General features: G+C 70.0%; 20 protein-coding genes and 1 pseudogene. 6 read left to right on the forward strand and 15 right to left on the reverse strand.

Features of this window, described 5'->3' with window-relative positions; translation table 11 throughout:
• Positions 1-85: 85 nt before the first annotated feature.
• Positions 86-1,741, forward strand: coding sequence for a BCCT family transporter (locus tag HCC61_RS22895; RefSeq protein WP_346777358.1), 1,656 nt, complete (start codon positions 86-88; stop codon positions 1,739-1,741).
• Between the two features lie 221 nt (positions 1,742-1,962).
• Here HCC61_RS22895 and HCC61_RS22900 read toward each other — a convergent pair whose 3' ends face one another.
• The 3 genes and pseudogenes from HCC61_RS22900 to HCC61_RS22910 form a co-directional block, all read right to left on the reverse strand.
• On the reverse strand, positions 1,963-2,367 hold the full coding sequence (locus tag HCC61_RS22900) for a DUF389 domain-containing protein (protein ID WP_169138327.1): 405 nt from the start codon (positions 2,365-2,367) through the stop codon (positions 1,963-1,965).
• A gap of 145 nt (positions 2,368-2,512) precedes the next feature.
• Positions 2,513-2,923 (reverse strand): hypothetical protein, encoded by a 411-nt coding sequence (locus HCC61_RS22905; protein WP_169138329.1) that lies wholly within the window; start codon positions 2,921-2,923, stop codon positions 2,513-2,515.
• Positions 2,924-3,153: 230 nt separating this feature from the next.
• A pseudogene (locus tag HCC61_RS22910) lies at positions 3,154-3,495 on the reverse strand (hypothetical protein); the annotation flags it as partial.
• Positions 3,496-3,763: 268 nt separating this feature from the next.
• Between HCC61_RS22910 and HCC61_RS22915 the strand changes: the two are divergent.
• The 3 genes from HCC61_RS22915 to HCC61_RS22925 all read left to right on the forward strand — a co-directional run bounded on the left by HCC61_RS22915 (position 3,764) and on the right by HCC61_RS22925 (position 6,954).
• Positions 3,764-4,747, forward strand: coding sequence for a tripartite tricarboxylate transporter substrate binding protein (locus HCC61_RS22915; protein ID WP_169138331.1), 984 nt, complete (start codon positions 3,764-3,766; stop codon positions 4,745-4,747).
• Between the two features lie 134 nt (positions 4,748-4,881).
• Positions 4,882-5,361: a tripartite tricarboxylate transporter TctB family protein gene (locus HCC61_RS22920; RefSeq protein ID WP_206322931.1), complete on the forward strand. Its 480-nt coding sequence runs from the start codon at positions 4,882-4,884 to the stop codon at positions 5,359-5,361.
• Positions 5,362-5,364: 3 nt separating this feature from the next.
• Complete coding sequence (locus HCC61_RS22925; RefSeq protein WP_169138335.1) at positions 5,365-6,954, forward strand: tripartite tricarboxylate transporter permease; 1,590 nt, start codon at positions 5,365-5,367, stop codon at positions 6,952-6,954.
• Between the two features lie 250 nt (positions 6,955-7,204).
• On the opposite strand, the gene HCC61_RS22930 is transcribed toward HCC61_RS22925, so the two are convergent.
• Complete coding sequence (locus HCC61_RS22930; protein WP_169138337.1) at positions 7,205-7,945, reverse strand: VTT domain-containing protein; 741 nt, start codon at positions 7,943-7,945, stop codon at positions 7,205-7,207.
• A 172-nt stretch (positions 7,946-8,117) separates the two neighbouring features.
• The gene (locus HCC61_RS30280) at positions 8,118-9,164 is read right to left on the reverse strand and encodes a hypothetical protein (RefSeq protein WP_206322902.1); all 1,047 of its coding nucleotides are present in this window, start codon (positions 9,162-9,164) and stop codon (positions 8,118-8,120) included.
• An 812-nt stretch (positions 9,165-9,976) separates the two neighbouring features.
• Here HCC61_RS30280 and HCC61_RS22940 point away from each other — a divergent pair.
• Positions 9,977-10,801 (forward strand): alpha/beta hydrolase, encoded by an 825-nt coding sequence (locus HCC61_RS22940; RefSeq protein WP_169138339.1) that lies wholly within the window; start codon positions 9,977-9,979, stop codon positions 10,799-10,801.
• Positions 10,802-10,910: 109 nt separating this feature from the next.
• Here HCC61_RS22940 and HCC61_RS22945 read toward each other — a convergent pair whose 3' ends face one another.
• From HCC61_RS22945 to HCC61_RS22970, 6 genes are all read right to left on the reverse strand, one after another.
• Entirely contained in the window at positions 10,911-11,741 is an 831-nt protein-coding gene (locus HCC61_RS22945) for an N-acetylmuramoyl-L-alanine amidase (RefSeq protein ID WP_169138341.1), read from the reverse strand.
• Positions 11,742-11,822: 81 nt separating this feature from the next.
• A complete protein-coding gene (locus HCC61_RS22950) occupies positions 11,823-12,533 on the reverse strand; it encodes a VTT domain-containing protein (protein WP_169138343.1) in 711 nt (236 codons plus the stop codon).
• Positions 12,534-12,780: 247 nt separating this feature from the next.
• A complete protein-coding gene (locus tag HCC61_RS22955) occupies positions 12,781-13,806 on the reverse strand; it encodes a hypothetical protein (RefSeq protein ID WP_240969209.1) in 1,026 nt (341 codons plus the stop codon).
• Positions 13,803-14,147, reverse strand: a complete 345-nt coding sequence (locus tag HCC61_RS22960; RefSeq protein ID WP_169138345.1) for a PadR family transcriptional regulator — start codon at positions 14,145-14,147, stop codon at positions 13,803-13,805. Before HCC61_RS22960 ends, HCC61_RS22955 begins: the two co-directional genes overlap by 4 nt.
• A gap of 109 nt (positions 14,148-14,256) precedes the next feature.
• A complete protein-coding gene (locus HCC61_RS22965) occupies positions 14,257-14,607 on the reverse strand; it encodes a VOC family protein (protein WP_169138347.1) in 351 nt (116 codons plus the stop codon).
• A gap of 243 nt (positions 14,608-14,850) precedes the next feature.
• Positions 14,851-15,657: a hypothetical protein gene (locus tag HCC61_RS22970; RefSeq protein ID WP_169138349.1), complete on the reverse strand. Its 807-nt coding sequence runs from the start codon at positions 15,655-15,657 to the stop codon at positions 14,851-14,853.
• A 442-nt stretch (positions 15,658-16,099) separates the two neighbouring features.
• Between HCC61_RS22970 and HCC61_RS22975 the strand changes: the two genes are divergently transcribed.
• A complete protein-coding gene (locus HCC61_RS22975; RefSeq protein ID WP_169138351.1) occupies positions 16,100-17,122 on the forward strand; it encodes a helix-turn-helix transcriptional regulator in 1,023 nt (340 codons plus the stop codon).
• A 129-nt stretch (positions 17,123-17,251) separates the two neighbouring features.
• Here HCC61_RS22975 and HCC61_RS22980 read toward each other — a convergent pair whose 3' ends face one another.
• From HCC61_RS22980 to HCC61_RS22995, 4 genes are all read right to left on the reverse strand, one after another.
• Entirely contained in the window at positions 17,252-18,325 is a 1,074-nt protein-coding gene (locus HCC61_RS22980) for a zinc-binding dehydrogenase (protein ID WP_240969210.1), read from the reverse strand.
• 477 nt (positions 18,326-18,802) lie between these two features.
• Entirely contained in the window at positions 18,803-19,771 is a 969-nt protein-coding gene (locus HCC61_RS22985) for an IS481 family transposase (RefSeq protein ID WP_169138674.1), read from the reverse strand.
• A gap of 103 nt (positions 19,772-19,874) precedes the next feature.
• Positions 19,875-20,039, reverse strand: a complete 165-nt coding sequence (locus HCC61_RS22990) for a hypothetical protein (protein WP_169138353.1) — start codon at positions 20,037-20,039, stop codon at positions 19,875-19,877.
• Between the two features lie 44 nt (positions 20,040-20,083).
• Positions 20,084-22,468 (reverse strand): N-6 DNA methylase, encoded by a 2,385-nt coding sequence (locus tag HCC61_RS22995; protein ID WP_169138355.1) that lies wholly within the window; start codon positions 22,466-22,468, stop codon positions 20,084-20,086.
• Between the last annotated feature and the right edge of the window lie 551 nt (positions 22,469-23,019).

A 23,019-nucleotide genomic window follows, 5' to 3' on the forward strand; every position in this document is an offset into this window, starting at 1 on the left:
ACGGGTGGAACAGGACACCACAGGAGAGCCGCCAGGCGACGGCTCCGTCGGTCCGAAGGCGTCACACGCGCCGCAGACCGACAAGGTGGTCTTCGGAATCACAGCCCTGCTGACCCTGGGCTTCGTGGTCTGGGGAGCGCTGGCCACCGACTCCCTGGACAGCGTCGCGACCACGATGCTCAACAGCACCATGCACAACGGCGGATGGGCCTTCGTGCTCGCGGCCTCGGGCTTCGTTCTCTTCTCACTCTGGCTGGCCTTCAGCCGTTACGGGAAGATCACCCTCGGCAAGGAGGGCGAGGAGCCGGAGTTCCGGACGGTCTCATGGGTCGCGATGATGTTCAGCGCGGGCATGGGCATCGGCCTGATGTTCTACGGCGTGAACGAGCCTCTCTCGCACTTCGCCGACCCCCCGCCCGGTACGGGTGGCTCGGCTCCCGAGCGCATGCAGACCGCGATGGCGACGACGCTCTTCCACTGGACCCTTTATCCGTGGGCCATCTACGCGGTCGTCGGACTCGCCATCGCCTACAGCTGCTTCAGGCGCGGGCGCCGGCAGACCATCAGCGCCGTCTTCACGCCGCTGATCGGTGAGAAGAACGCCAACGGGGCATTCGGACGCGTCATCGACATCCTGGCGATCTTCGCCACGCTCTTCGGCTCCGCCGCGTCGCTGGGCCTCGGCGCCCTCCAGATCGGCAGCGGTGTCAAGGAGGTCAACTGGGCCCAGCACGTGGGCACTCCGATCCTGGTGGTCATCATCGCGGTGCTGACCGCCGCGTTCGTGGCGTCCGCGATCTCGGGTGTCGAGAAGGGCATCCAGTGGCTGTCCAACATCAACATGGTGCTGGCGGGGCTGCTGGTCGTCTTCGTGTTCGTCGTCGGGCCCACGGTGCTGATGCTGAACCTGCTGCCGACGTCGGTGGGTTCGTTCATCGGTGACCTGCCGCAGATGGCGGCGCGTACGGACTCGACGGCCGGCAAGGGAGTCGCCGACTGGCTCTCCACCTGGACGGTCTTCTACTGGGCGTGGTGGATCTCCTGGACGCCCTTCGTGGGCATGTTCATCGCGCGCATCAGCCGCGGCCGTACGATCCGCCAGTTCGTCGGCGGCGTGATCCTCGTGCCGAGCGTCGTGAGCCTCGTCTGGTTCGCCATCTTCGGTGGCACGGCGATCAGCCTGGAGCGTGGCGGCGCCAAGCTCTCGGACGAGTCGACGGCGGAGGGCCAGCTGTTCGCGATGCTCCGGGAGTACCCGATCGCGGGCATCACCAGCCTGATCGTGATGATCCTGGTCGCCATCTTCTTCGTCTCCGGCGCCGACGCCGCGTCCATCGTGATGGGCACGCTCTCGCAGAAGGGCACCCTGGAGCCGGGCAAGAACGTCGTCATCGTCTGGGGTGTGCTGACCGGCGCGGTCGCAGCGGTCATGCTGCTGATCGGCGGCGGCGGAGCGTCGGCGCTCACCGGCCTCCAGAACCTCACGATCCTGGTGGCGGTGCCGTTCACGATCGTCATGGTCGGCATGTGCGTCGCCATGACGAGAGATCTGCGGCGCGACCGGCTCATCGTCGTCGGCGAACGCGGCGACGAGGCCATCGAGTCGGCCGTCATCGCCGGTCACGAGCAGTACGGCGGCGAGTACGAGATCCTGATCGGGCCGACCAACGGCGCCTCGGCCAGCAGCAGTTCGAGCGAGGCGTCCGACGGCAACGGTACGGACACCCTGTACCGGGACTGACCGGGCCGCTGCCCGGGCCGGGTTCCCCGAGCCGGTCCGGTACGGCACAGCGGGCAGGGACGGCGCCCCGCCACGGCATCACCGTGGCGGGGCGCCGTCGTGTCCGGGGGCGCCGTCGTGTCCCGGGTGCCCGGCGGGTGTGGGGCGGGTCGCCGCGCGCCCGCCGCGGCTGCGTGCGCCGCTCCGTCGGCGGCACCCCCGGCGGCTCCGTACGGAAGGCGTCAGGCCGTGCCCGTACGCGCCAGATGGCGCCGCTTCCAGCTCCAGAACGCCTTCTGCGCCAGCAGCGTCAGCGTGCCCGCGACGAGGATGCCGGCCAGGTTCACCGCCAGCTGCTGCGCGGAGCCGGACGACGCCCTCGGATCGCCGTAGCTCAGGGCCATCGCCGCGTCCGCCGCCGCGGGCACCGTCGTCACCGAGATCGCGACGCCCACCAGCGCACCGGACTTGGCGGAGGTGAGGGAGAGCATCCCGGCGACGCCCGCCAGCACGGCCACCACGAACGACATCATGTCCGACTGCCATACGACCCAGTACTCCAGTCTGGTTTCGCGATCGCGGGCGGTTGCCCGGGGCTCAGCTCGCCCGAGCCGTCCTGCGATCCGGGCCATGGCCTGGCCGAACATCGCCTGTCATCGGGCAGGGTCCACACTGTGATCTTCGACCACCGCACGCTCTTCTGGAGTCTTTACAAACCCCGATGATCACGCGGTGGCCGTATCTGTGTGCAAGCCGGGGCTCACCCCAAGATAGCGATGTCACACTGGAACGCTAGTCCTTGTCGGACTTGACGTATTTCTTGGTCTCGCAGTGCCTGTCCGAGCCGTCGGAATGAACTGAGCACATCTGCAGCTTCACACCGCTCATCGTCTTGCTCTCATTGAAAGAATTCTTGTACTTGCGGACCTTCTGGTTGCCACAGGCCCGTCGGCTGTCCTTATTCCGGTCGGGAAACCCGGGGAGATCGATGATCACCCTGAACTGTGCACACTTCCCGTCGCTCTTTGTGTCTATCACTGTCCAGCTCTGGCTGACTTTGCCGATGCCCACCTTGATCTTTCCCGACGCGCCACCGCCCGGACCGTTGATCGTGCCGCTCCAGGAATCAGCCAGAGCGGGAGTCGCAGCGAGTACCGGAATGACACATGCGGACACCATCGCCGCGCCGATCTTCAGACGCATACGCTTCACTTGTTCAGTCCCCCTGAGAATTTCAGCACGAGATCACCAGCTTGGAAACGGTCAAGTCTTCAGGATGAAGAAAACGTTCACGGCTGCTGCTCGCAAACCCCGTTTTACATGGTCACGTTCGCGGGAGACTCTGACATGTGACTCGACGCCTGCGCAAGGCTTTTCTGCGCACGGCGCCCCCCGTGCGGCATGATTTGTGAGCCGCAGATCGTGCGCGGCGACGACAGCCGCGACTCCTCGTGGGTGGCGTCGGCCAGCGACTCCCACACCACGGCGTCGACGCCCTCGCCGGGAGCGTCGACCTCGGCCCGGTGGCCGCGTTCGGACAGCGAGAGGTCGATGTCCTCCACGGAGATCGCGCCGTGCTCGTCGAGGCCCAGGCCGCGCAGTCCCGTGATCAGCCCGTCGGCGGCCTCCCGTGCGACGTCGCACATCACGACGTCGCCCTCGGGGTCGCGGGCCGCGCCGGGCAGTACGACGAGGTGCGCGGTGCCGACGGTGGAGTCCAGGAGGGCAGTGACCCCGGCGGTACGCGACGACGGGACGATCAGCCGCGTGAACAACGCACCAGGTCAATACACCGACGCGGCCGCGCCGTACCCGCGCCGGGCGGGGTCAACTGCCGTGCGAGGGCGGGTGGTTCGGCCCCGGGGAGTGCGGCGGGGGACGGCTTTCGGCGGGAGTTCCGGCGCCATCGCGCGGCCTTGTGAACACAACGACCACAACGACCATTAAGTTCTTTCGCGCACAGGGGGCGAAACCGCCGCGTACCCCGTGCAGCATGTGGGCCGTCCCCCAGCCGGACCTCACTCACGAAAGGCGGTGCCCCGCGTGCGCCAGCGCACCCTTCTGTCTCTCCTCGGGGCGACGCTGCTCGTACTGATCGGCCCCCCGCTGATCACCACGGGCAGCGGCGCCGAGACAGGGACGAACATCCCAGGGCTGAAGTTCATGGTGCCCAACACGCCTGGCGGCGGCTACGACATCACCGCGCGTACCGCCGCCAAGGACGCCGAGAACGCCGGGCTCAACCACAACATCGAGGTGTTCAACCTGCCCGGCGCGGGCGGCACCGTCGGCCTGACCCGGCTCGTCAACGAGCGCGCCAACGGCAAGCTCGCGATGTCGATGGGCCTCGGCGTGGTCGGGGCCGTGCGCACCAACGACTCGCCCTCCACGCTCGCCGACGCGACGCCGATCGCGCGCACCGTGGAGGAGCCGGACATCGTCGTGGTCTCGAAGAAGTCCAAGTACAAGACGTTCGAGCAGCTGCTCGCCGACTGGAAGAAGAAGCCCGGTTCGCTGCCCGTCGGCGGCGGCTCCTCGGCGGGCGGCCCCGACCATCTGGCGCCGATGCTGATGGCGCGGGACGCCGGGATCGAGCCCAAGTCCGTGAACTACGTGCCCTTCGACGGCGGCGGCGAGCTGCTCGCCTCCGTGCTCGGCGGCAAGGTCGCCTTCGGCATCTCCGGCATCAGCGAGTACCGCGACCAGATCAAGTCCGGTGAACTGCGCCTGCTCGCCGTCACCGGCAAGAAGCGCATCGAGGGCTTCGACGCCCCGACCCTCAAGGAGGCGGGCATGAACGTGGAGTTCACCAACTGGCGCGGCGTCATGGCGCCGCCCGGCCTCTCGCAGGCCAAGCGCGCCAAGCTCATCCACTTCTTCGACGAGCTGCACCGCAGCCCGCAGTGGAAGAAGTCGCTCAAGCAGAACGGCTGGGACGACGCGTATCTGACCGGTGAGAAGTACGGACGCTTCCTCAAGGCACAGGACGAGCGCGTCAAGTCCGTCCTCGCGGAGGTGGGCAAGTGAGCACCGAATCAACGACGGACGCCAACGGGACGTCGCCGTCCGCCGGCACGCCGGGCGCATCAGGTGCGTCCGGCCAGTCCAGCCAGTCCGGCCCGTCCAACCGGCCCCCGGCGCCCGGCAGTTGGCGCGACCGGCTGCGCGGCCGCTCCGAACTCGGCGTCAGCGTGCTGCTGCTGGTCGTGGGCGTGCTCGTGCTCAGCGACACGCTCACCATGGAGACCGTCGCGAACCAGCGCGGCCCCGTCGGCCCCAAGACCGTCCCCGTCGTCGTGGGCGTCGCCCTGCTCGTCGTCGCCGTCGCCCTCGCCGTCGACGTGCTGCGCGGCGGACGCGGCGAGGGGGACGCGGGCCAGGAGGCGGGCGCCGAACCGGCCGACTGGCGCACCGTCGCCCTCCTGGCCGGGATCTTCCTCGCCAGCGCCGTCCTCATCGACCCGCTCGGCTTCCCGATCACCGGCGCCCTGCTCTTCTGGGGCTCCGCCTACGCGCTCGGCAGCCGCAACCTCTCCCGCGATCCGCTGATCGCGGCCGTACTGTCCATGGCCACCTTCGCGGCCTTCAACACGCTGCTGGGCGTGCCGCTTCCGGGCGGCCCGCTGATGGGGGTGCTCTGACCGATGGAATCCCTCTCCTCCCTGCTCGACGGCTTCGGCACGGCGCTGACGCCGCTCAATCTGCTGTGGGCCGCCGTCGGCGTGCTGCTGGGCACCGCCATCGGCGTACTGCCCGGCATCGGCCCGGCCATGGCCGTCGCGCTGCTGCTGCCCGTGACATACGGACTGGATCCGGTCGGCGCGTTCATCATGTTCGCCGGCATCTACTACGGCGGGATGTTCGGCGGCTCCACCACCTCGATCCTGCTCAACACCCCTGGTGAGAGCGCCGCGGTGGTCACCGCCATCGAGGGCAATCCGATGGCGAAGTCCGGACGGGGCGCACAGGCGCTCGCCGCCGCCGCCATCGGCCACTTCGCGGGCGGCATGATCGGCACGATCCTGCTGGTGGCACTGGCGCCGACGGTCGCCTCGCTCGCCGTCGACATCGGTGCGCCCGACTACTTCGCGATCATGGTGCTGGCCTTCATCGCCGTCACGTCCGTACTCGGAAGCTCCCGGGTGCGCGGCTTCGCGGCGCTGCTGATCGGCCTGACGATCGGGCTCGTCGGGCTCGACCAGATGACGGGCCAGCAGCGCCTCACCTTCGGCAGCCTCCAGCTGTCCGACGGCATCGACGTCGTCATCGTCGCCGTCGGGCTCTTCGCCATCGGCGAGGCGCTGTGGGTCGCCGCACACGTGCACAAGTCGCCCGGCGAGTCGATCCCCGTCGGACGGCCCTGGCTGGACGGCTCGGACCTGCGGCGCACCTGGAAGCCGTGGCTGCGCGGGCCCGTCATCGGCTTCCCGTTCGGCGCGATCCCGGCCGGCGGCGCCGAGATCCCGACGTTCCTGTCGTACGTCACCGAGAAGCGGCTCTCGCGGCACAAGAAGGAGTTCGGCAAGGGCGCGATCGAGGGCGTCGCGGGACCGGAGTCGGCGTCGTCCGCCTCGGCCGCCGGGACGATGGTCTCGCTGCTCACCCTCGGCCTGCCGACGACGGCGGTGGCCGCGGTGATGCTGGCCGCGTTCCAGCAGTACGGGATCCAGCCCGGCCCGCTGCTCTTCGAGCGGGAACCGGAGCTGGTGTGGGGCCTGATCGCCTCGCTCTTCATCGGCATGGTGCTGCTGCTGGTGCTCAATCTGCCGCTGGCGCCGGTGTGGGCGAAGCTGCTGCGCATCCCGCGTCCGTATCTGTACGCGGGGATCCTCTTCTTCGCCGCGGTCGGCGCCTACGCGGTCGGCGGCGAGGCCGTCGACATGGTGATCCTGCTCGTCATCGGCGTCATCGGCCTGATGATGCGCCGCTTCGGACTGCCGGTGCTGCCCGCGATCATCGGCGTCATCCTCGGCCCCAACGCGGAGCAGCAGCTGCGCCGGGCGCTCCAGATCAGCGACGGCAGCGTGACGGGCCTGGTGAACACGCCGTTCTCGGTCACCGTCTACGTGGTGATCGCGCTGCTGCTGGCGTGGCCGTTGCTGCGCCGCCTGGCGGGACGTGGCAGGCCGCAGGGATCCGGGCCGGGAGGCGGCGGATCCGACGGACCGGCGGCAGATGGCGACGGCGGCGGCGACGGCGACACCGCGGCGGGCAAGGAGGACGCGAAGGTCTGAGGCCCGCGAGCCGCGAGGCGTGTGCCGCACCATCCCCCTGCGGGCGGCACACCACCGCGCCCCGTCCACCCGGTTCTTCCCGGACGGACGGGGCGCGGTCGTGTGCGGAGGCGTGCGGAAGCGCGGGGCGTCGGGGCGCGGGGGCTCCGGGCTGCCGAGGTGGCCGTGGCGCCGCATCAGCGCCGGGCGATCTCCTGGCCAACGCTCAAGCGGCAGGCGGTAGTCGGTAGTTCGTAGTCGGCGGAGACGCTCAGCGGCGGGCGTGACGGCCGCGCTGGCCGCCGTCGTCCGTCGGGGCACCCGTGGACGGCGGCTGCTGGCCGGGCGCGGGGGCGGGGGCGGCGTCCGCCGCCTGCTCGCGCTCCCGGGACTTGCGCTTGCGGGCCCGCAGGTACTCGATCGCGATCGGCGTCACGGACAGCAGGACGATGCCGACGAGCATCGCCTCGATGTTCTCCCGTACGGCCGCGACCTGACCCAGCAGAGCGCCGAGCAGGGTGACACCCGCGCCCCACAGCAGGCCGCCGATGAAGTTGAAGGTCAGGAAGGAGCGATACCGCATGTGGCTCACGCCCGCGATGATCGGCGTGAACGTCCGCACGATCGGCACGAAGCGGGCCAGCACCAGCGACTTGGGGCCGTGCTTCTCGAAGAACTCGTGCGCCTTCTCCACGTTCTCCTGCTTGAAGAGCCGGGAGTCGGGGCGGCGGAAGAGCGCGGGACCGACCTTGCGGCCGAAGAGATAGCCCGCCTGGTCGCCGAGGATCGCGGAGATCACGACGAGGGTGCACACGAGCCACAGCGGATAGTGCAGATACTGATCCGTCGCGACGAGCAGCCCCGCGGTGAACAGCAGCGAGTCGCCGGGCAGGAAGAAGCCGATCAGCAGGCCGGATTCCGCGAAGACGATCACCAGGATGCCGATCAGACCGAACGTCTGGATCAGGTAGTCCGGGTCGAGCCAACTCGGTCCAAGCGCTTGGACGGTCACGTCACAGGCTCCTCAGGCAGGCCCGCCGTACGGGCGGCGGTCGTCGGGGGTGGTACACGCTATCAACGGACGGAGAGCCGGGGACGTGCCGCCCGCCTGCCCGCCGCCCGGTCCGGATGGGGCTCCCGCCCGCTCCGGATGCGGCTCCCGTCCCGTGCCGGCGACCGTGCGATCAGCCCTGCGGGGCGGGCAGCATCTCATTCCAGTTCGCCCAGTAGCCGCCGTATCCGTCGGGCACCAGCCCGTCCGGCAGCAGCATGTCCCCAGGAGGACTCATCTGCTGCGCCGGGATCCCCGTGTGGTGGGCGACCGTCTCCCTGCGGTGCTTGCCGCCCTGCCGGCCCGTCTCCTCCGGGGCGACCAACAGCCGTCCCTGCGCGGAGAGATACTGCGCCCGCGCCGTCAGCCTCCGCAGGTCGGTGCCGAGTTCGAGCGCGAGGATCTCCAGGTCGACGCCGGACTGCCAGCCGTCGACGAGCACCGCGTCCTGCACGGGCGACCAGCCCATGTGGTCGGGCAGCTGCGTGTGGTCGTACGCCTGGTAGTGGTCCTGCGGCTGGTAGTGGTCCTGCGGCTGCTGGTACTGCTGCTCCTGCGGCTGGTAGTAGGAGTGCTCCTGCTGCTGGTAGTACGTCTGCTGGGCCGTGTGGTGCTGCGTCTGGTACGGGGCCGAGTGCACCGGAGCCTGCGGCTGCGACGCCATCTGCTGTGTCTGCACCGTCTGTTGCTGCTGATGTTGCTGGGGCTGCTGGCCCTGCGCCGCCTGCGCCTGGTAGTGGACCTGTGGCTGAGGCTGCTCCGGAGGCTGCGGGTGCTCCGCCGCCGGGGCCTGGCCCTGTGGCGCGACCTGCGGCTGAGGCTGCGTGTGCGCCTGGGCGTGCGCCGTATCGTTTGCCCGCACGTTCTCGTCGTGGTTGCCGGTGCCCATGGGCTGCTGCTGGAGCTGGACCGGCGGCGGCATCAGCAGGTCGTCCGCGAGTGAACGGGCGTCCTCACGCCCCACGGTGCGCCGTGCGATGCGCACCTCCCGCTCCGGAAGGCCGAGCATCTCGGCGACCGCCTTGTCGTTGCCGACCACGACGGCGAACGCCGCCAGGGAACGGGCCCGGCTCGCCTGGGCGTCGTCGAGCGTCGTCTGCGCCGAACGCACCTCCTCGTCGCTCTGGCAGAACGCTCTCGCCAGCACCGTGTGCCGTTCCCACAGCTCCCGCGGCTCCATGCAGACCCTGTGTCCTCTCGGTCCCGTCCATATGTCCTGAATTCACAGTCCAAATCATGCAATCCGTATCGTCGTAGCTCTCAACCTAGTGGCGCGGACTGCGGGATCCGCGGTGCCGCTCGGGCGCGCTGCGCGTTTCCGCGCGATTCCCCCTGGGTACACAAGTGCGGCCCGATGAACGGCAGTCAGGCCGTCACCTTCGGGCGCCCCGCTCGTGGAGGGCGCCGCCGCGGCCGCCTGTCCCCGCGGGCGTACCGAGGCCCCGTCGCTCCTGCGTCCCGGTCGGCCGCGGCCCAACTCCCCCTGCCATGAGGGCAGTTGGTGGATCCGGTCGGCGGATGCCCAGGCCCTTCCGCGCCGCCGGTGACCCCGCCTCGCTCTCATCTCCCGTACGTACGCGGCCAGTACGGCCGTTGCACGCGGAGCCGCTTCCGGGCCGTACCGCATGCCGACGCGACGCCCGGAGAGCTTCCGCCACACCGGTCCCGCGACCCTCCCCGCCCCCGTACGTATCGCTCGATGGAGGTACGTCCCGCGCACTCAAGGGACTTACACGGCAAGGCGAACACGCGGCGTACGTGAGCCCGGCGGGGGCGCCACCCGCCGTCCCGCGCGCCCGCGGGTCGCTCAGCCGTTCCCGGCAGGGCGGCGACCGTGGCGAGAGGGCCGTGCACATGCCGTCGGCGCCGGTCACCGCTTGCGCACGCGCGCCGTCCGCGACCGCCCCGACCGGCGGTGACGCGTTCGCGCTGCGACGCGGACGCAGGCGCGCGACGGTGGGCACGTAACCCGAGGGAGGAAGGAGTCCAGTCATGGGCACCATCACCACCAGCGACGGGACCGAGATCTTCTACAAGGACTGGGGCTCCGGACGTCCGGTCGTCTTCAGCCACGGCTGGCCGCTGACCGCGGACGTCTGGGACCCGCAGCTGTTCTTCCTCGCGTCGCACGGCTACCGCGTCATCGCGCACGACCGGCGCGGTCACGGACGTTCCGGCCAGCCGTGGAACGGCCACGACATGGACACCTACGCCGACGACCTGTCACAGCTGATGGACACGCTCAACCTCAGCAACGCCACGCTCGTCGGCCACTCGACGGGAGGCGGCGAGGTGACGCGCTTCCTCGGCGCGCACGGGACGTCACGCGTCGCACAGGCCGTGCTGCTCAGCGCCGTACCGCCGCTGATGCTGAAGACCGACGCGAATCCGGAGGGGCAGTCCGTCGAGGTCTTCGACGAGTCGCGCGAGGGCGTCCGCAAGGACCGCTCGCAGTTCTACCAGGACCTGACGGCGCCCTTCTACGGCGCCAACAGGCCGCGCTCGGATGTCTCCGAGGGCACGCGCGACGCGTTCTGGCTGATGGCGATGAGCGTGGCGCTGAACGCCTCGTACGACTGCATCAAGGCGTTCTCGGAGACCGACTTCACGGACGACCTGACCCGGATCGACGTGCCCGTCTTCATCGCGCACGGCGACGACGACCAGATCGTCCCCATACAGGCCTCGTCCCCGAAGACCGCGGAACTGGTCAAGGACCCGGCGCTCAAGATCTACCCGGGGGCGCCGCACGGTCTGTACGGCAAGCGTCACGACGAGTTCAACAGCGACCTGCTGGACTTCCTGAAGTCCGCCTGAGCGCGGGCCCGTGAGGTCCGGGGTCCGGGGGCGGAGTCCGGAGGCGGGGTGCCGGGGAGCCGGGGTGCCGGGGAGCCGGGGAGCCGGGTCCGTGATCCCGTCACCGCCGTCACCGCCGCTCCGCCTCCGAGTGCGGAGGGCGCGGACGGCCGTTCCTGCCGGAGCCGGCGCGTTCACGCAGGCGGGCGGCCTTGTCGCGTACGTAGCCGAGCTTGTCGTAGAGCGCCTCGCCGGGACAGAAGGTCTCGTAGGCGTCGCGGTGACCGGTTATGACGCGGAAGCGGACGCGGTCGCCCTTGTCGAAGCGGCTCTCGCTGCTGGACGAGACGAGCTGCGTCGTGCCACGTGCGTCGACGCCGGGCTTCAGCTTCCAGGCCGCCAGGGCGGCGATGGAATCGAGCATCGCGCGCGGCACCTCGGCCCCCTCGTCGAACGTGCCGACGGCGGCGACGCCGATGGTCCCGGCGTTGAAGCCCTTGGTGTGCGCGCCCTCGACCGAGTGGTCCCGGGCACCTGCGCGCCCTTCGTAGATCGTGCCGCAGTGATCGACGACGAAGTTGTATCCGAGGTCGTCCCAGCCGCGTTCGACGTGTTCGGCCTCCAGCTGACGCAGCAGCCGCGGCACGTCCTTGCACTCGTAGTCGTTGGGCTGGCTCGTGTGGTGGACGAAGACGGCCCGTACGTTCCGCATGGTCGACGCCTTCTCGCGGACCATGCCCTCGTCGGCGTTCCAGGAGCGGCGCGCGACGATCCCGGGGCGGGGAGCAGCGGGCCGTGCGCCCGCCTCCGAAGGACCGTGGTCGCGGTGCGGCGGCCGGTGCGGGGCGGGCGACAGCACGTTCTCGGCCGGCTCCTTCCAGGTCATGGCGAACGCGCACGGCACGAGTGCCGCGTACACGATCCGTGAGGGACGCCTGCGCTTCGGCTTACGGTGCCGCATAGCTGAAAAGGTGCACCGGCTTAACGGCGTCTCCCAGGCGGCCGGTTCCGTTCGAGTGAGACCTCGGGGCTGTGCCTGCCGCTACGTGACCGGGTCGGGAGACTCGGGGTCGGGGAACTCCGGGCCGTGCGGACCGGGATCGTGAAGCGCGGGATCGTACGAACCTGGGTCGTGAAGCCCGGGATCGTACGAACCGGGGTCGTGAAGCCCGGGCTCGCGGTCTCCGGGACCGGACCGCCCGGGGTCGCGGACGCCGCGCACCCGCTGCACGGCCAGCACCACCCCGGCGACGAGCAGCGAGACCGCGGGGCCCACGAGCCAGCGGGCGACGCCGTCCATGGCGAACCGCCCGCCCAGGTAGCCGAGTCCGAGCGTGTACGAGACGAAGATGGCCTCGGCGACCACCGCGCCGAGCAGAAAGCCGCGCACGGGATAGCCGACGACACCGGCGGTCAGCCCGCCCACCCCGCGCCCGCCGGGCACGAACCGCACGGCGATCACCGCGGGCACCCCGTACCGCCGGAAGCGTGCCGCCGTCCACTCCAGCATCGAGCGCCGGGCGGGTCTGCGGCACAGCCATCCGAGCGCCCGCCCACTCGATCTGCGGCCCGCCCAGAACGTACCGAGGTCACCGGTGACGGTGCTCACCAGCAGCACGCCGACCAGGAGCGGAAGGCTGAGACCGCCCGCCGCGGCCATGGCGCCCGCGCCCGCCACGAGCGCGGAGTTGGGGACCATCGGCGGCATGGTGGCGAGCACCAGCACCGCGTAGATCCAGTGCGTGCTCTCCATCCGACCACTCCCGGGACTCTGTGTCATGGCCCGTACACGAAGGCTGACAGGAGCGGGGGCGGGCGGCAACGTATCGCGGGTGAGCCCCGGGGAAACGGAGAGTTCGTCCGCAGCCGCTCGGGGGCGTCCTTCCGTACGGTCCTTCCGGGCCCTGGCTCCGGCCGTGGCTCCGGCTCCGCGCACCCTCGGGGCCGGTCCTCTCCGGGCCACCGCTTCGGGTCGCCTGTTCGGGCCGCCGCTTCCGCCTCTACGAGTCGCCGTCCGGCGTCCGGGTCCCCTGTACCGAGCGCCACAGCCCCCAGGCCGCACCGCCGCCCACCGCCATGCCGACGCACAGCCCCGCCAGGGTGCCCAGATCGGTGAAGTCCGCCTCCAGCGCGCCCGACCAGGCCGCGACCACCACGGCCAGTACGCAGACCCCGATCCAGCCGTAGACCCCCTTGCCGATGTAGACGCGCCTGGCCGGCGGCGCGGGCGCCTCGCTGAGCCGGGCGGCGGGCCCGTCAAGGACGGCGGCGGGGCGCTTGTAGTACGTGAACGGACCCCACACGCCGCACTCTTCCCAGCCCTCGGGCCTCAACTCGCCCGTGCGCACGGCCCGTCGGGCACGGCCTGCCGTCTCGCGCCGGTACTCCCAGCGCATCGGGTCGCCGGCATCGCGACGGCACACGAAACGGCCCAGCCTGTCGAGCCGTTCGACCTCCCAGCCCTGGCCGCCGAAGTGCTCCAGCAGCCGTACGTCCTTGAAGGCGTCGGCCGTCCACACCCAGGTCTCCGCACCGTCGCCGGGGGCCGCCGGACCCGCCGTTCCGTCCGGGGCCTCCGTCAGTCCCGAGCTCTCCCGTTCGGACAGCTGCTCCGCCAGCTCCTCCACCGGGCCGAACTCCTCCGCGACCTCGCCGCCCGCCTCGTCCGCGAAAGCGCTCAACTCCCTTGTGAGCGTGGCGATCCGGGCCTGCGGCACTCCGCGCTCTCGCATCAGCTCGGCGAGCCTCGCGAAGTAGGCGCCGGAGGCCGTGGACGCCGCTGCTTCCGCGGGGCCGGATCCGTCCGGGCCTGTGGCGTCGGGGCCTGTGCCGTCGGGGCCTGTGCCTTCCGGACCGGATCCGTCCGGGCCCGTGGCGTCCGTGGCCTGCGTTTCGTGCGCGCCGTCCGTGGCCCGCGTCCCGTCGGTGCCGGGCGTCCCGCCCACACCGTCCGTACCGTCGACACCTTCCGTGCCGTCCGTGCTGTCCACGCCTTCCGTACCGTCCGTACCGTCCGTGCTGCTCATCGCCCGCCGTCCTCCCCGCTCTCGAGCGTCCGCCTCACCGCGTCGTGAAAGCCGAGCCACGCCTCGCTCTGTGACTTGAGCCCGACCCTGCCCTCCTCGGTCAACCGGTAGTAGCGCCGGCCGGGGCCCCTTTCGGCCGCCCGGAAGTCGGCCCGCACCAGGCCGGCCTCCTCCATCCGGTTCAGCACCGGATAGAGGGTGCCGCCCTTGATCCGTCCGAGACCGGCCTCGTCGAGGCGCTTGGCGATCTCGTATCCGTAGCTCTCCCCGTCTCTCAGACAGGCGAGCACCAGCAGATCGAGTACGCCCTTGAGCCAGCTGGCTCGTCTATCGGTCACCATGCACAGATGAGACCACAACCTAGTTAGCGTTACAACCTATTGAGGATCGCGACCCATGAAGAGCCGGCGGTTCCGTACGCGCCGCCCGCACCCGCGACCGCCCTCGGCCTCAGGAATCCTCCAGCAGACCGATCACATTGCCGTCCGCGTCCTGCACGGCCGCGATCCGCCTGCCGCCGCCGACGTCCTGCACCTCCTGGAACGGTTCCGCGCCCGCGCCGGTGAGCGCCTTCAGGGACGCCTCGACGTCTTCGACGTGCCAGTAGCCGACCGGGCCCGTCATGCCCTTGCTGTGGCCGTTGGGGTCCAGCCCGATCTCCTGCCCGCCCGCCCTGAAGCCGACGTAGTACTCCTCGTCGATGTGTGGCTCGACACCCAGAAGCGCCCTGAACAGGGCCTTGGACCGCCCGAGATGCGGGTGCGCAACGGGGAAGATGATCGTCTTCACGCCTTCGTTCATGGGCTGCTCCTGCCGCTCGTGCCGCGTGCTCGTACCTCACGCTCGTACCGCCGACGGGCCTCCGCCCGTCACCGACATGACACGCGACGAGGAGCGGATGTGGCCGCCGGACACACACGGACCGCCCGCCGTGACCCGAGGAGCGCACGTGACCGTACGGCCGCGGAGCCGACGTCACCCGTCGACGGCCCCGCGGGCGGTACACCCGTCCCACGAGCCGGTCCTACGAGCGGTACGCCCGTCCTACGACCCGGGCGCCGACGCCTCCGCCGCCTCGGCGGAACCGGCGGCCGGCGCGGGCGGCTCGTAACCGCCGGTGTCCCACGAGTCGCCCATGATCCCGTCGTGGCTGCTGTGCAACGCCGTCAGCGCGGCGAGCATCCGCGGATCCCAGCCCTCCGTCTCCGCCGTCAGATGCCGGGCTTCGAAGCCGCTCCCGTAGTCCAGTACGCGGCGCCCCCCGGCGAAGTAGCGGACCCGCCGGGGCATCCGGAAGAGGTCGCCGTCACCGCCGACGACGCACAGCACCGCACCCACCGCCTGCAACGGAGAGATCAGCCACCACACGCACCACCAGAACCAGCGGCCCTTGTACCCGACGGCGCCGGGCCCTTCCGCCTGCTGCACGGTCCAGCGGGCGCGGACGCTTCCACCGCTGAACGACCGCTCACGGGTCACGCTGCCGACGATCTCGCCCGCCGCGGCGCACACGTCGTAGCGCACCGGCCGCCCCTCGGCGGCGGAGGCGGTGACGACCCGCGCCCAGAGGTGTCGCCGGTACGGGTCGGTCCACATCGCGAAGGTGCGCACGCTGCGCTTACGTGCCGAGACGTACTCCTCGGCTCCCCCCGGCGGCAGCTCCCGGTCGAGGTAGACGGGAGAGCCGGCGGCGTCCACGGCCGCGCCCGTCAGCTCGTACCGCGCACGGCCGTCCTCCCCCGGTCCGGCCTTCCGGCCCCGGCGCCGCTTCCGCCCGGGCTTCTTCTCCGCGGCAGAACTCCCCTCCCCGGAAGGACTTCCGGCGTGCCGCAGCACCACCGTCGCGCTCATGTCCCCACCCCCTGTCGACATCTGCGGGACTCGCGAGATCACGATTCACCGGCAGCGGAAATCACCGAAAGGGCAACGTAGCAGCGGCCGTTGACGTGCGGCCGACGGGCTGAGGCGGGGGTACGCGGCAGCGATGGGCGGGTCAACCGCGGGCAGCGCCACAGGAGTTGGGACCGGCGCCGGCCCGGTCGCCCCCGCGTGCACCCGGCATGCGCTCGGTGAGCACCGGTGAGCGCCGGTCACGGCCTGTGGCCGGTCGCAACGCCCTGTCTCGCTGCCCGGTGAGAGGAGTAGCGTCGAAGACGAGCCGTTATGTTGCGGTTTCTTCCGTTTCCGAGGGACGGCGAGGGCGATGTACGGAGTGCCTTCCGGGCGACGTACGGACGGCCGCCGGGACGGGCCCGGCGCTTCCGACCGGACGGCGAAGGACGGTGAGGAGGTCATGAACGCCGCCGCTGCCGACGAGAACACTCTGACCGCGACCCATGCGCCCACCCGGGGTGTCTTCGAGAGCAACGACCTGGAACTGACCCGCGAGTTCGTGAACTACGCCTACGGAAACGACCTGCGTTTCAGGAGCTTCGGAGAGGACCGGTTCTTCAAGCACGTCCGCGACGACTTCGGCTCCTTCGCCATGGAGGACGTGCGGCTGGACATGGACGCCGACTTCGACGTCGACCCCCTGCCGGTGTTCGTGGTCATCGAGATCAACTCGGGCTGGAGGGAGCATCGTTGGGGGGACACGGTCCAGCGCGCGGGGCCCGGCGATCTCTGCGCCAACGCACCACCGCACAGGGCGTACTGTTCCCGCGTGCACAGCCCCGACTTCCGGTCCGTCGTGCTGAGCCAGTCCCTGCTGGCGCGGACCGGCGGCTTCACCGAGGACCAGCCCGGCAGAGCCCTCCGTTTCACCGGAACACAGCCCGCGTCCCCCGGACTCGCCGACCAGTGGCGAACGACCGCGGCACACGTCCGCGACCTCCTCGGCGCCGGCTCCGACGCGCTCAAGGAGCCACTGGTCACCGCCAACCTCGCCCGGCACCTCGCCCAGAGCGCGCTCAACACCTTCCCCAACACCGGTGGCCCACAGCTCACTTCGGCTGACGGGGCCGACGCCACGCCGGGCGCCGTCCGCCGGGGCATCGCGTTCATGGAGGAGTACGCACACACAGACATCGGGCTGGCCGAGATCGCCACGGCCGCGCGCGTGAGCACCCCCGCGCTCCAGATCGCCTTCGCCCGCCACCACAGCACCACCCCCTTCGGGCACCTTCGCGCCGTACGCCTGGACCGCGCGCACTTCGACCTCCTGGCCTGCAAGGACGACGAAGAGACCGGTGCCGCCCGGGACCCGGCGACCGTGGCCTCCGTGGCCGCACGCTGGGGGTACGCCAGCACCGCCGACTTCACGGCCTCCTACCGCCACGCCTACGGAGTCAGCCCCGACGAGACCCTCGCGGCATGACGCGTGCGGTCGCCCGTCGCAACGGCGTCGACGACATCGGAAAAGGGGCAACGCGCAGATCGGCGCCGGGAGTTGGGACCGACGGCGATGTCCGTCATCGGGGCTCTCGGCGAGCGCTCAGGCCGACGCTCAGGACGGCGTCAGGACGATCTTGCCGATGTGCTTGGAGCGAGTGAAAGCCTCCTGCGCGTCGTGGATGGCGCTCAGCCCGTAACGGCTCGCGATGCGCGGACGGACACGTCCCGCCACGGCATCCTCGGCAAGGCGCGCGAACTGCGCCGGAGTGTGCATCGACGAGCCGATCAGGCTGATGTTGTGCAGATACAGGCGCCGCAGATCGAAGTCGATCTCCGGCCCGCCGATGCCGCCAGCGATCACCCATCGGCCGCCGTCGGTCACGTGCGTGAGCAGTACGGGCAGCAGCGGCCCTCCGACGACGTCGATCACCGCGTCGAGTCCGCTCGGCGCGGCTTCGGAGACCGCCGCGGAGACGACGGCGGAGTCGCTGTGACGATGTACGACCGCCGAAGCCCCGGCTTCCAGGAGGAGTTGGTCCTTGCCGGGAGCGGTGAGGGCCACGACCCGCGCCCCTCGCGCAGTGGCCAGCTGCACCGCTGCGAGCCCGACCCCACCCGACGCCCCCGTGACCAGGACCGTCTCGTCCGCGACGATCCCGCCCCGCTCGAGCATTCCCGTCGCCGTCCCGTACGCGACGGGCAGGCACGCGAGTTCCTCGTCGGTCAGAGGGGACTCGTCCATGTCGTGGATCCGCTCGCCCCGCACCACCACGTACTCGGCGAAGCCACCGTCCCTCTCGCTGCCCAGAAGGCCGACGGGGTTCGCGTCCCCGCTGGGGCCGTCGTAGATGGCCGGGTCGACCAGGACCCGGCGGCCGGTCCATTCAGCGCCGACGCCCTCTCCGACCCGGGCGACCGTACCGGCGATGTCGCCGCCCTGGATCCGCGGAAAGTCGACGGGACCCCGCCAGCCCGCGAGGGCATCGGGCCGCCCGGGCAGCCCGTACGCACCCTGACGGGTCCAGACGTCCGTGTTGTTGACCGCTGCGGCGGCGACCCTGACCAGGACCTCGCCCTCCGCGGGAACGGGGAGCGGCACCCTCCGAAGCTCCAGCACCTCCGGCCCGCCGAAGCCCGTCAGCACCGCGGCCGGCATCTCGTCCGGAACCGGTTCCGTATCGGCCATCCCACGAACCTCCACTTCGACGCTCCCTCAACGCTCCCGCCGGACGCACCCATTCCGAGCATCCATAGCCCACCGACCACCCACCCGACCCCCGCTCCCACCCCACGACCCCGATCAGCGCAGAGCTCGCCACCCAAAACGCAAAAAGCCCCTCCCGTCTCCGGAAGGGGCCTCTGACCTGGGAGCCGCCTGGGGGAGTCGAACCCCCGACCTACGCATTACGAGGCCTGCAAGATCGTGACGGGAGGTGGTGGGCGGTAGGGCCTGATCCTGTTTCTGCTGGTCTGAGCTCTGCGGATCACCGCTCAGGGACACCCGATCCGGATGGCGCCGCACCGTCCGCTCACGCATCGCTCACGCATCGACGCCCTCTCACCGGCGGGTTCAGCGGGGCGCCCTCGGCCTCTCGGCGACGGCCAAACCGTGGAGCTCCACGGTTTGGCCCGTACTTGTCGCCGCGGAAGGCTTGCATCACATCTAGATGTATTGACCTGGTGCGTTGTTCACGCGGCTGATCGGTGGCTGGCCTGCCAGTGCGGTGTGGCACCGGTGATGGTTGTAGGCGTGCAGGAAGTTGTCGAGTGCGGCGGTGCGTTCTGCGTTGCTGCTGTAGGGCCGTTGGTAGGCCCATTCGTCGAGCAGGGTGCGGTTGAAGCGCTCCACCTTGCCGTTCGTCTGTGGCCGGTAGGGGCGGATGCGTTTGCCTGTCGCCCCTAGCTCGGTCAGGGCCTGCTTCCACAGTTCGCTGTTGCGGTAGGACAGGGCGTTGTCGGTCAGGACGCGTTCGATGCGGTCGATGCCCAGGGTGGCGAAGTGGGCTGCTGCCCGGCGCAGGAAGCCTGCGCAGGTGGTGGCCTTCTCATCGGGGTGGACCTCGCTGTAGGCGAGGCGGGAGTGGTCATCGACGGCGGAGTGGATGTAGTCGTAGCCGGTGCTGCGGCGGCTTTGCGGCCGGGCCGCCCGGGCGCCTTCCCGGCCGTGGACGCGCCAGCCTCCCCCGTCGGGGATGCGTCCGAGTTTCTTCACATCGATGTGGACCAGTTCGCCGGGCCGGCTGCGTTCGTAGCGGCGGATGAGCCGGCCGGTGGGCCGGTCCATCCAGGACAGACGGTGCAGCCCGTGCCGGGTCAGAACCCGGTGGACGGTGGAGGGCGGCATGCCCAGGATCGGTCCGATGCGAGCAGGCCCGAGCTTCCGGCTGGTCCGCAGACTGCATATCTGCGCTTCCCTCGCCGCTGGTGTTCGTCGCGGTGTGCGGTGCGGACGGCTGGAGCGGTCGTGCAGTCCTGCATCGCCCTCCTGGCGCCAGCGGCGGAACCACTTGTGCGCGGTGACCCGGGAGATGCCCATCTGGGCAGCCACATGCGCTACCGGAAACCCTGAGCGGACACGTTCGACCAGCAACCGCCTGGCGTGCACGGTCAGTCGGGCATTACGGTGGGACACGAAGACCTCCGTTGTGCGGTGAAGCCTAGACACCTCCACCACACCGGAGGTCTTCGCCATGATCAAGACCCACGAAGGTCAACAACGCTCGTGACCAATACATCTAGAGCCGTCCGCGCTCCTTCAAGACGGTCAGCCAAACGGTCATGGAGGCGACGAACGCTGCTCCCCCCGTCTTGGCGGCCTCGACGGGCCTGTCCCCTCCCCAGCTCATCACGATGCCCGTCGCCAGCGCGATGGCGAGGGAGCAGAAGAGCGCTGCCAGCAACCAAGCAGACCGGGCACTCGAGGAATCCTGAGACGGTTCCGTGCTCAATCTCCCTGCTCCTTCCTCGCTGTCCCCGGCTGCACCACGGACGCCGCCCTCTGCAGGACGCACTCGGCGAGCGCCGTCCGCGAATGCTCGGCAGCCTCGGCGAACTCGCGATGCGTGACGATCTGCTGGTCGTATGCCCTGAACTGGCCCCCGATACGGACCTGTTCGTCCCACGTCGGTAGCGGCACCGGAAGCCGGCCGAGCGCAGCGGCGCTGATGGACCCGATGGAAGTGGTGGCCGTGGAGCGGGCCCGGATCCATTCCTCGACAGCCGGTAGGGAAAGGAAAGCCAGCAGGTACTCCGGGAGGGCCTCTTGCCCCTGATGCTCCGACGGACGGATGCGGAGCAGGTTGCTGCCAAGAATCCAGCCGTGCTGCGCGGGCTCCACCAGCGCTGAGGGACCTGTCGTGCCCGTGCGCACACATAGGATGTCGCCCCCGGCCACCCGATACGCCCGCAGGAGCCGCTCGGCATGCTCGTGCAGCACCATCACCTGATCCGGCGCGACGACTCGGCGGTCCCGCAGATGTTTTGGCTGCACCACGGGCACGTCGCCGTCCTCTGAACGGGCGCGCTTAATGAGGGAGGGGGAGGGACCTGCCTGGATATCGCAGAGTTCGCCCAGCGGCCGCTCCTCCCACTGATTGCTCCCGACGGCACTATTCACGGGGTGCACGAACGCCTGCTTCCGCTGCACATTCGCTACCTGCCGGTCCGCCTCGAGCATGAGGTGCTGCGCACGCCGGAGCATCAGTTCGCGGCGCTCGTACTCCGCTTCCAACTCGTCGGCGTCGCGCCCGGCGGACGCAGCTTGCACCACGTAGTCGGCCGGATTAAGCGAGTAGTCCCGCTCACGGACCTCGGCTGCCTCGACGGCCGTGGAGAGGACGGCGGTTCCTGGGGGCGGGTGGGAGTACACCTCATCGGTGTGCCAGGCCCCCACGGATTGCACGATCGCAGACGTGTCCTCCTCAGTGAGTACGCGCCGGGTGCGCGACTTCATGACTCCCATTCGACGCGCATCGACGAACAGGACCTGTCGGCTCGGGCTCGGTTCCTTCCTGAGGAGCCACACGGACACCGGGATGGTCGTACCGCGGAACAGCTTCGCCGGAAGCGCGATGACGCACTCCAGTCTTCCCTGCTCCACCAGGTTCCGACGGATGTCACGCTCCTGCCCGCTGGCGGAAGAGAGCGCGTTGTTGGGCATCAGCATGGCAGCGCGTCCTCGGGGGCCGAGCCTGCCGAGCACGTGCTGGACCCAGGCGAAGTGCCCGCTCCCCGGGGGTGGCTGGCCGTAGGGCCACTGCCCCGGCGAGCTGTCCCGCGGGGCGGATGCGTCCGCACTGAACGGAGGGTTGAGAAGGATCCGGTCCGCGGTCGCCGACAGCTGGTCCGGCTCGTTCCACGGTGCGGCGCCGCCCTTCTCGAGTCGTGCCTGCACGCCATGCAGCTGAAGGTGCATGCCAGCGAGCCGCAGGGTGTCCTCATGTGAGCCGGTACCGCGCACGGTCAGCGAGGGGGTGGACCCTCCAGTGTCGCGTACCGACTCGACTGCGGCCGCGAGCAGTTCGCCGCCCCTCAGGTACGGATCGCAGATAGTAAGCCGCTCATCCTCTTCACACACCAGCAGCTCGGCCATCATCCGGGTCACAGCACGCGGAGTGAAGAACTCACCGCTCTTCAGCCCAGCCTGCTCCTCGAAGTGTTCAAGCAGCAGCGGGAAGTCATCGGCCCCCAGCTCGCCGGCGAGGCGGATGACCTGCTGGACGTCGGCGTACGAGCTGGGCCTTAGCCGGTCGAGCGAGCGCCCGACTCCCGGCAGGATCCCAACGCCGCGCAACGCGTCATCAGCGGCGTCCCCTACGCGCCTGAGCAGCCGCCGGGCCTCATCCGGGCTCTGCCGCGGCGGGGCGGCGCGCAGCAGTCCGCTCCACCGAGCCGGTCGGCACGCCCGGAGGACGGCGACGGACGCGATCAGGGTCACGTAGTCCGTCCGGGCACCAGCGTCTCCCTGAATCCTCTCCGCCACAGGTCCCATGAGTTCGGCGACGGTCCGCCCGGAATCCTGCGCCTTCCGCGTGCCAGGAGCCGAGGCGACCGCCTGATACCGCCGTAGACCGGCGGCCTCCGGACTGCGGCGCGCCCTGTCCCCGTAGGTGGTTCCGTGCTGTTCTCCGTCGGCCAGGAACCTGGGCCGGATCACGCGGCCGTCGAGGAATGCCATGACCTGGCTGAGGGGGAACGATTCCATGCCTCCCGAGTGGATGGCCGCGGGGAAGTCCGGATGGCGACGTTGCCAATTGTTAACAGCCGGACGTCTTACGCCCGCAAGCCGCGCGACATCCGCACCGGTGAGAAGTGGATCTGCGGTATTCATGGCCGTGACGGTAGGCAGTCAAGCCACGGGGAACAAGTACGCAGCACGCTGCGCAGATTCCCGGCATGGCGCCACACGTACGTCCGCAGGTCGAGGCACAACTAACAAATCGCGACCTGAACTGCATCTTAATCGCGGTGGAGGCTCCTGCCATAGATGGCACATGGCCGTTTTCTGTTAATACCCCTTGTACTCCCGTGGGCGGTACGTGGCCCGCAACCCTCTCCTGGAGGCAGCGAGACGCTGAGGAGCCTGCGCCACACAAGGTGTGCTCTGACTTCCAGGTGAAACACCTGAGAAGCCATCACCTTTCCAAGAGTGATCGCTGTGAGGCTGGCCGGTCGAGCAACCTAGGAGCCTTCGGTGTCGCCGCCGTGCCAGGCGCCAGCTCATGCCCGAGGTCATCGGTCCCAGGAACATCGCCTCAGCGGTATGGGAGCGGGTTCGTAGTCGCGGACCAAGCGTGGGGAGCGCATCGGTCGCGCGAACGTTCGCTCTTCCAGCCTCTCTTGGGCAACACCTCGAACCCGCAGCGTCGTCACTGCGCTTAA

It is taken from the genome of Streptomyces sp. HNM0575, from assembly GCF_012726265.1.
In the GTDB taxonomy this organism is placed as follows: Bacteria; Actinomycetota; Actinomycetes; order Streptomycetales; family Streptomycetaceae; genus Streptomyces.

Excerpts from the sequence above, each read along its gene's own strand:
- HCC61_RS22900 (WP_169138327.1), bottom strand. The coding sequence starts at position 2,367 with ATGTTCGGCCAGGCCATGGCCCGGATCGCAGGACGGCTCGGGCGAGCT.
- HCC61_RS22905 (WP_169138329.1), bottom strand. The coding sequence starts at position 2,923 with ATGCGTCTGAAGATCGGCGCGGCGATGGTGTCCGCATGTGTCATTCCG.
- HCC61_RS22925 (WP_169138335.1), top strand. The coding sequence starts at position 5,365 with ATGGAATCCCTCTCCTCCCTGCTCGACGGCTTCGGCACGGCGCTGACG.
- HCC61_RS30280 (WP_206322902.1), bottom strand. The coding sequence starts at position 9,164 with ATGGAGCCGCGGGAGCTGTGGGAACGGCACACGGTGCTGGCGAGAGCG.
- HCC61_RS22940 (WP_169138339.1), top strand. The coding sequence starts at position 9,977 with ATGGGCACCATCACCACCAGCGACGGGACCGAGATCTTCTACAAGGAC.
- HCC61_RS22945 (WP_169138341.1), bottom strand. The coding sequence starts at position 11,741 with ATGCGGCACCGTAAGCCGAAGCGCAGGCGTCCCTCACGGATCGTGTAC.
- HCC61_RS22950 (WP_169138343.1), bottom strand. The coding sequence starts at position 12,533 with ATGGAGAGCACGCACTGGATCTACGCGGTGCTGGTGCTCGCCACCATG.
- HCC61_RS22955 (WP_240969209.1), bottom strand. The coding sequence starts at position 13,806 with ATGAGCAGCACGGACGGTACGGACGGTACGGAAGGCGTGGACAGCACG.
- HCC61_RS22960 (WP_169138345.1), bottom strand. The coding sequence starts at position 14,147 with ATGGTGACCGATAGACGAGCCAGCTGGCTCAAGGGCGTACTCGATCTG.
- HCC61_RS22965 (WP_169138347.1), bottom strand. The coding sequence starts at position 14,607 with ATGAACGAAGGCGTGAAGACGATCATCTTCCCCGTTGCGCACCCGCAT.
- HCC61_RS22970 (WP_169138349.1), bottom strand. The coding sequence starts at position 15,657 with ATGAGCGCGACGGTGGTGCTGCGGCACGCCGGAAGTCCTTCCGGGGAG.
- HCC61_RS22975 (WP_169138351.1), top strand. The coding sequence starts at position 16,100 with ATGAACGCCGCCGCTGCCGACGAGAACACTCTGACCGCGACCCATGCG.
- HCC61_RS22980 (WP_240969210.1), bottom strand. The coding sequence starts at position 18,325 with ATGGCCGATACGGAACCGGTTCCGGACGAGATGCCGGCCGCGGTGCTG.
- HCC61_RS22995 (WP_169138355.1), bottom strand. The coding sequence starts at position 22,468 with ATGAATACCGCAGATCCACTTCTCACCGGTGCGGATGTCGCGCGGCTT.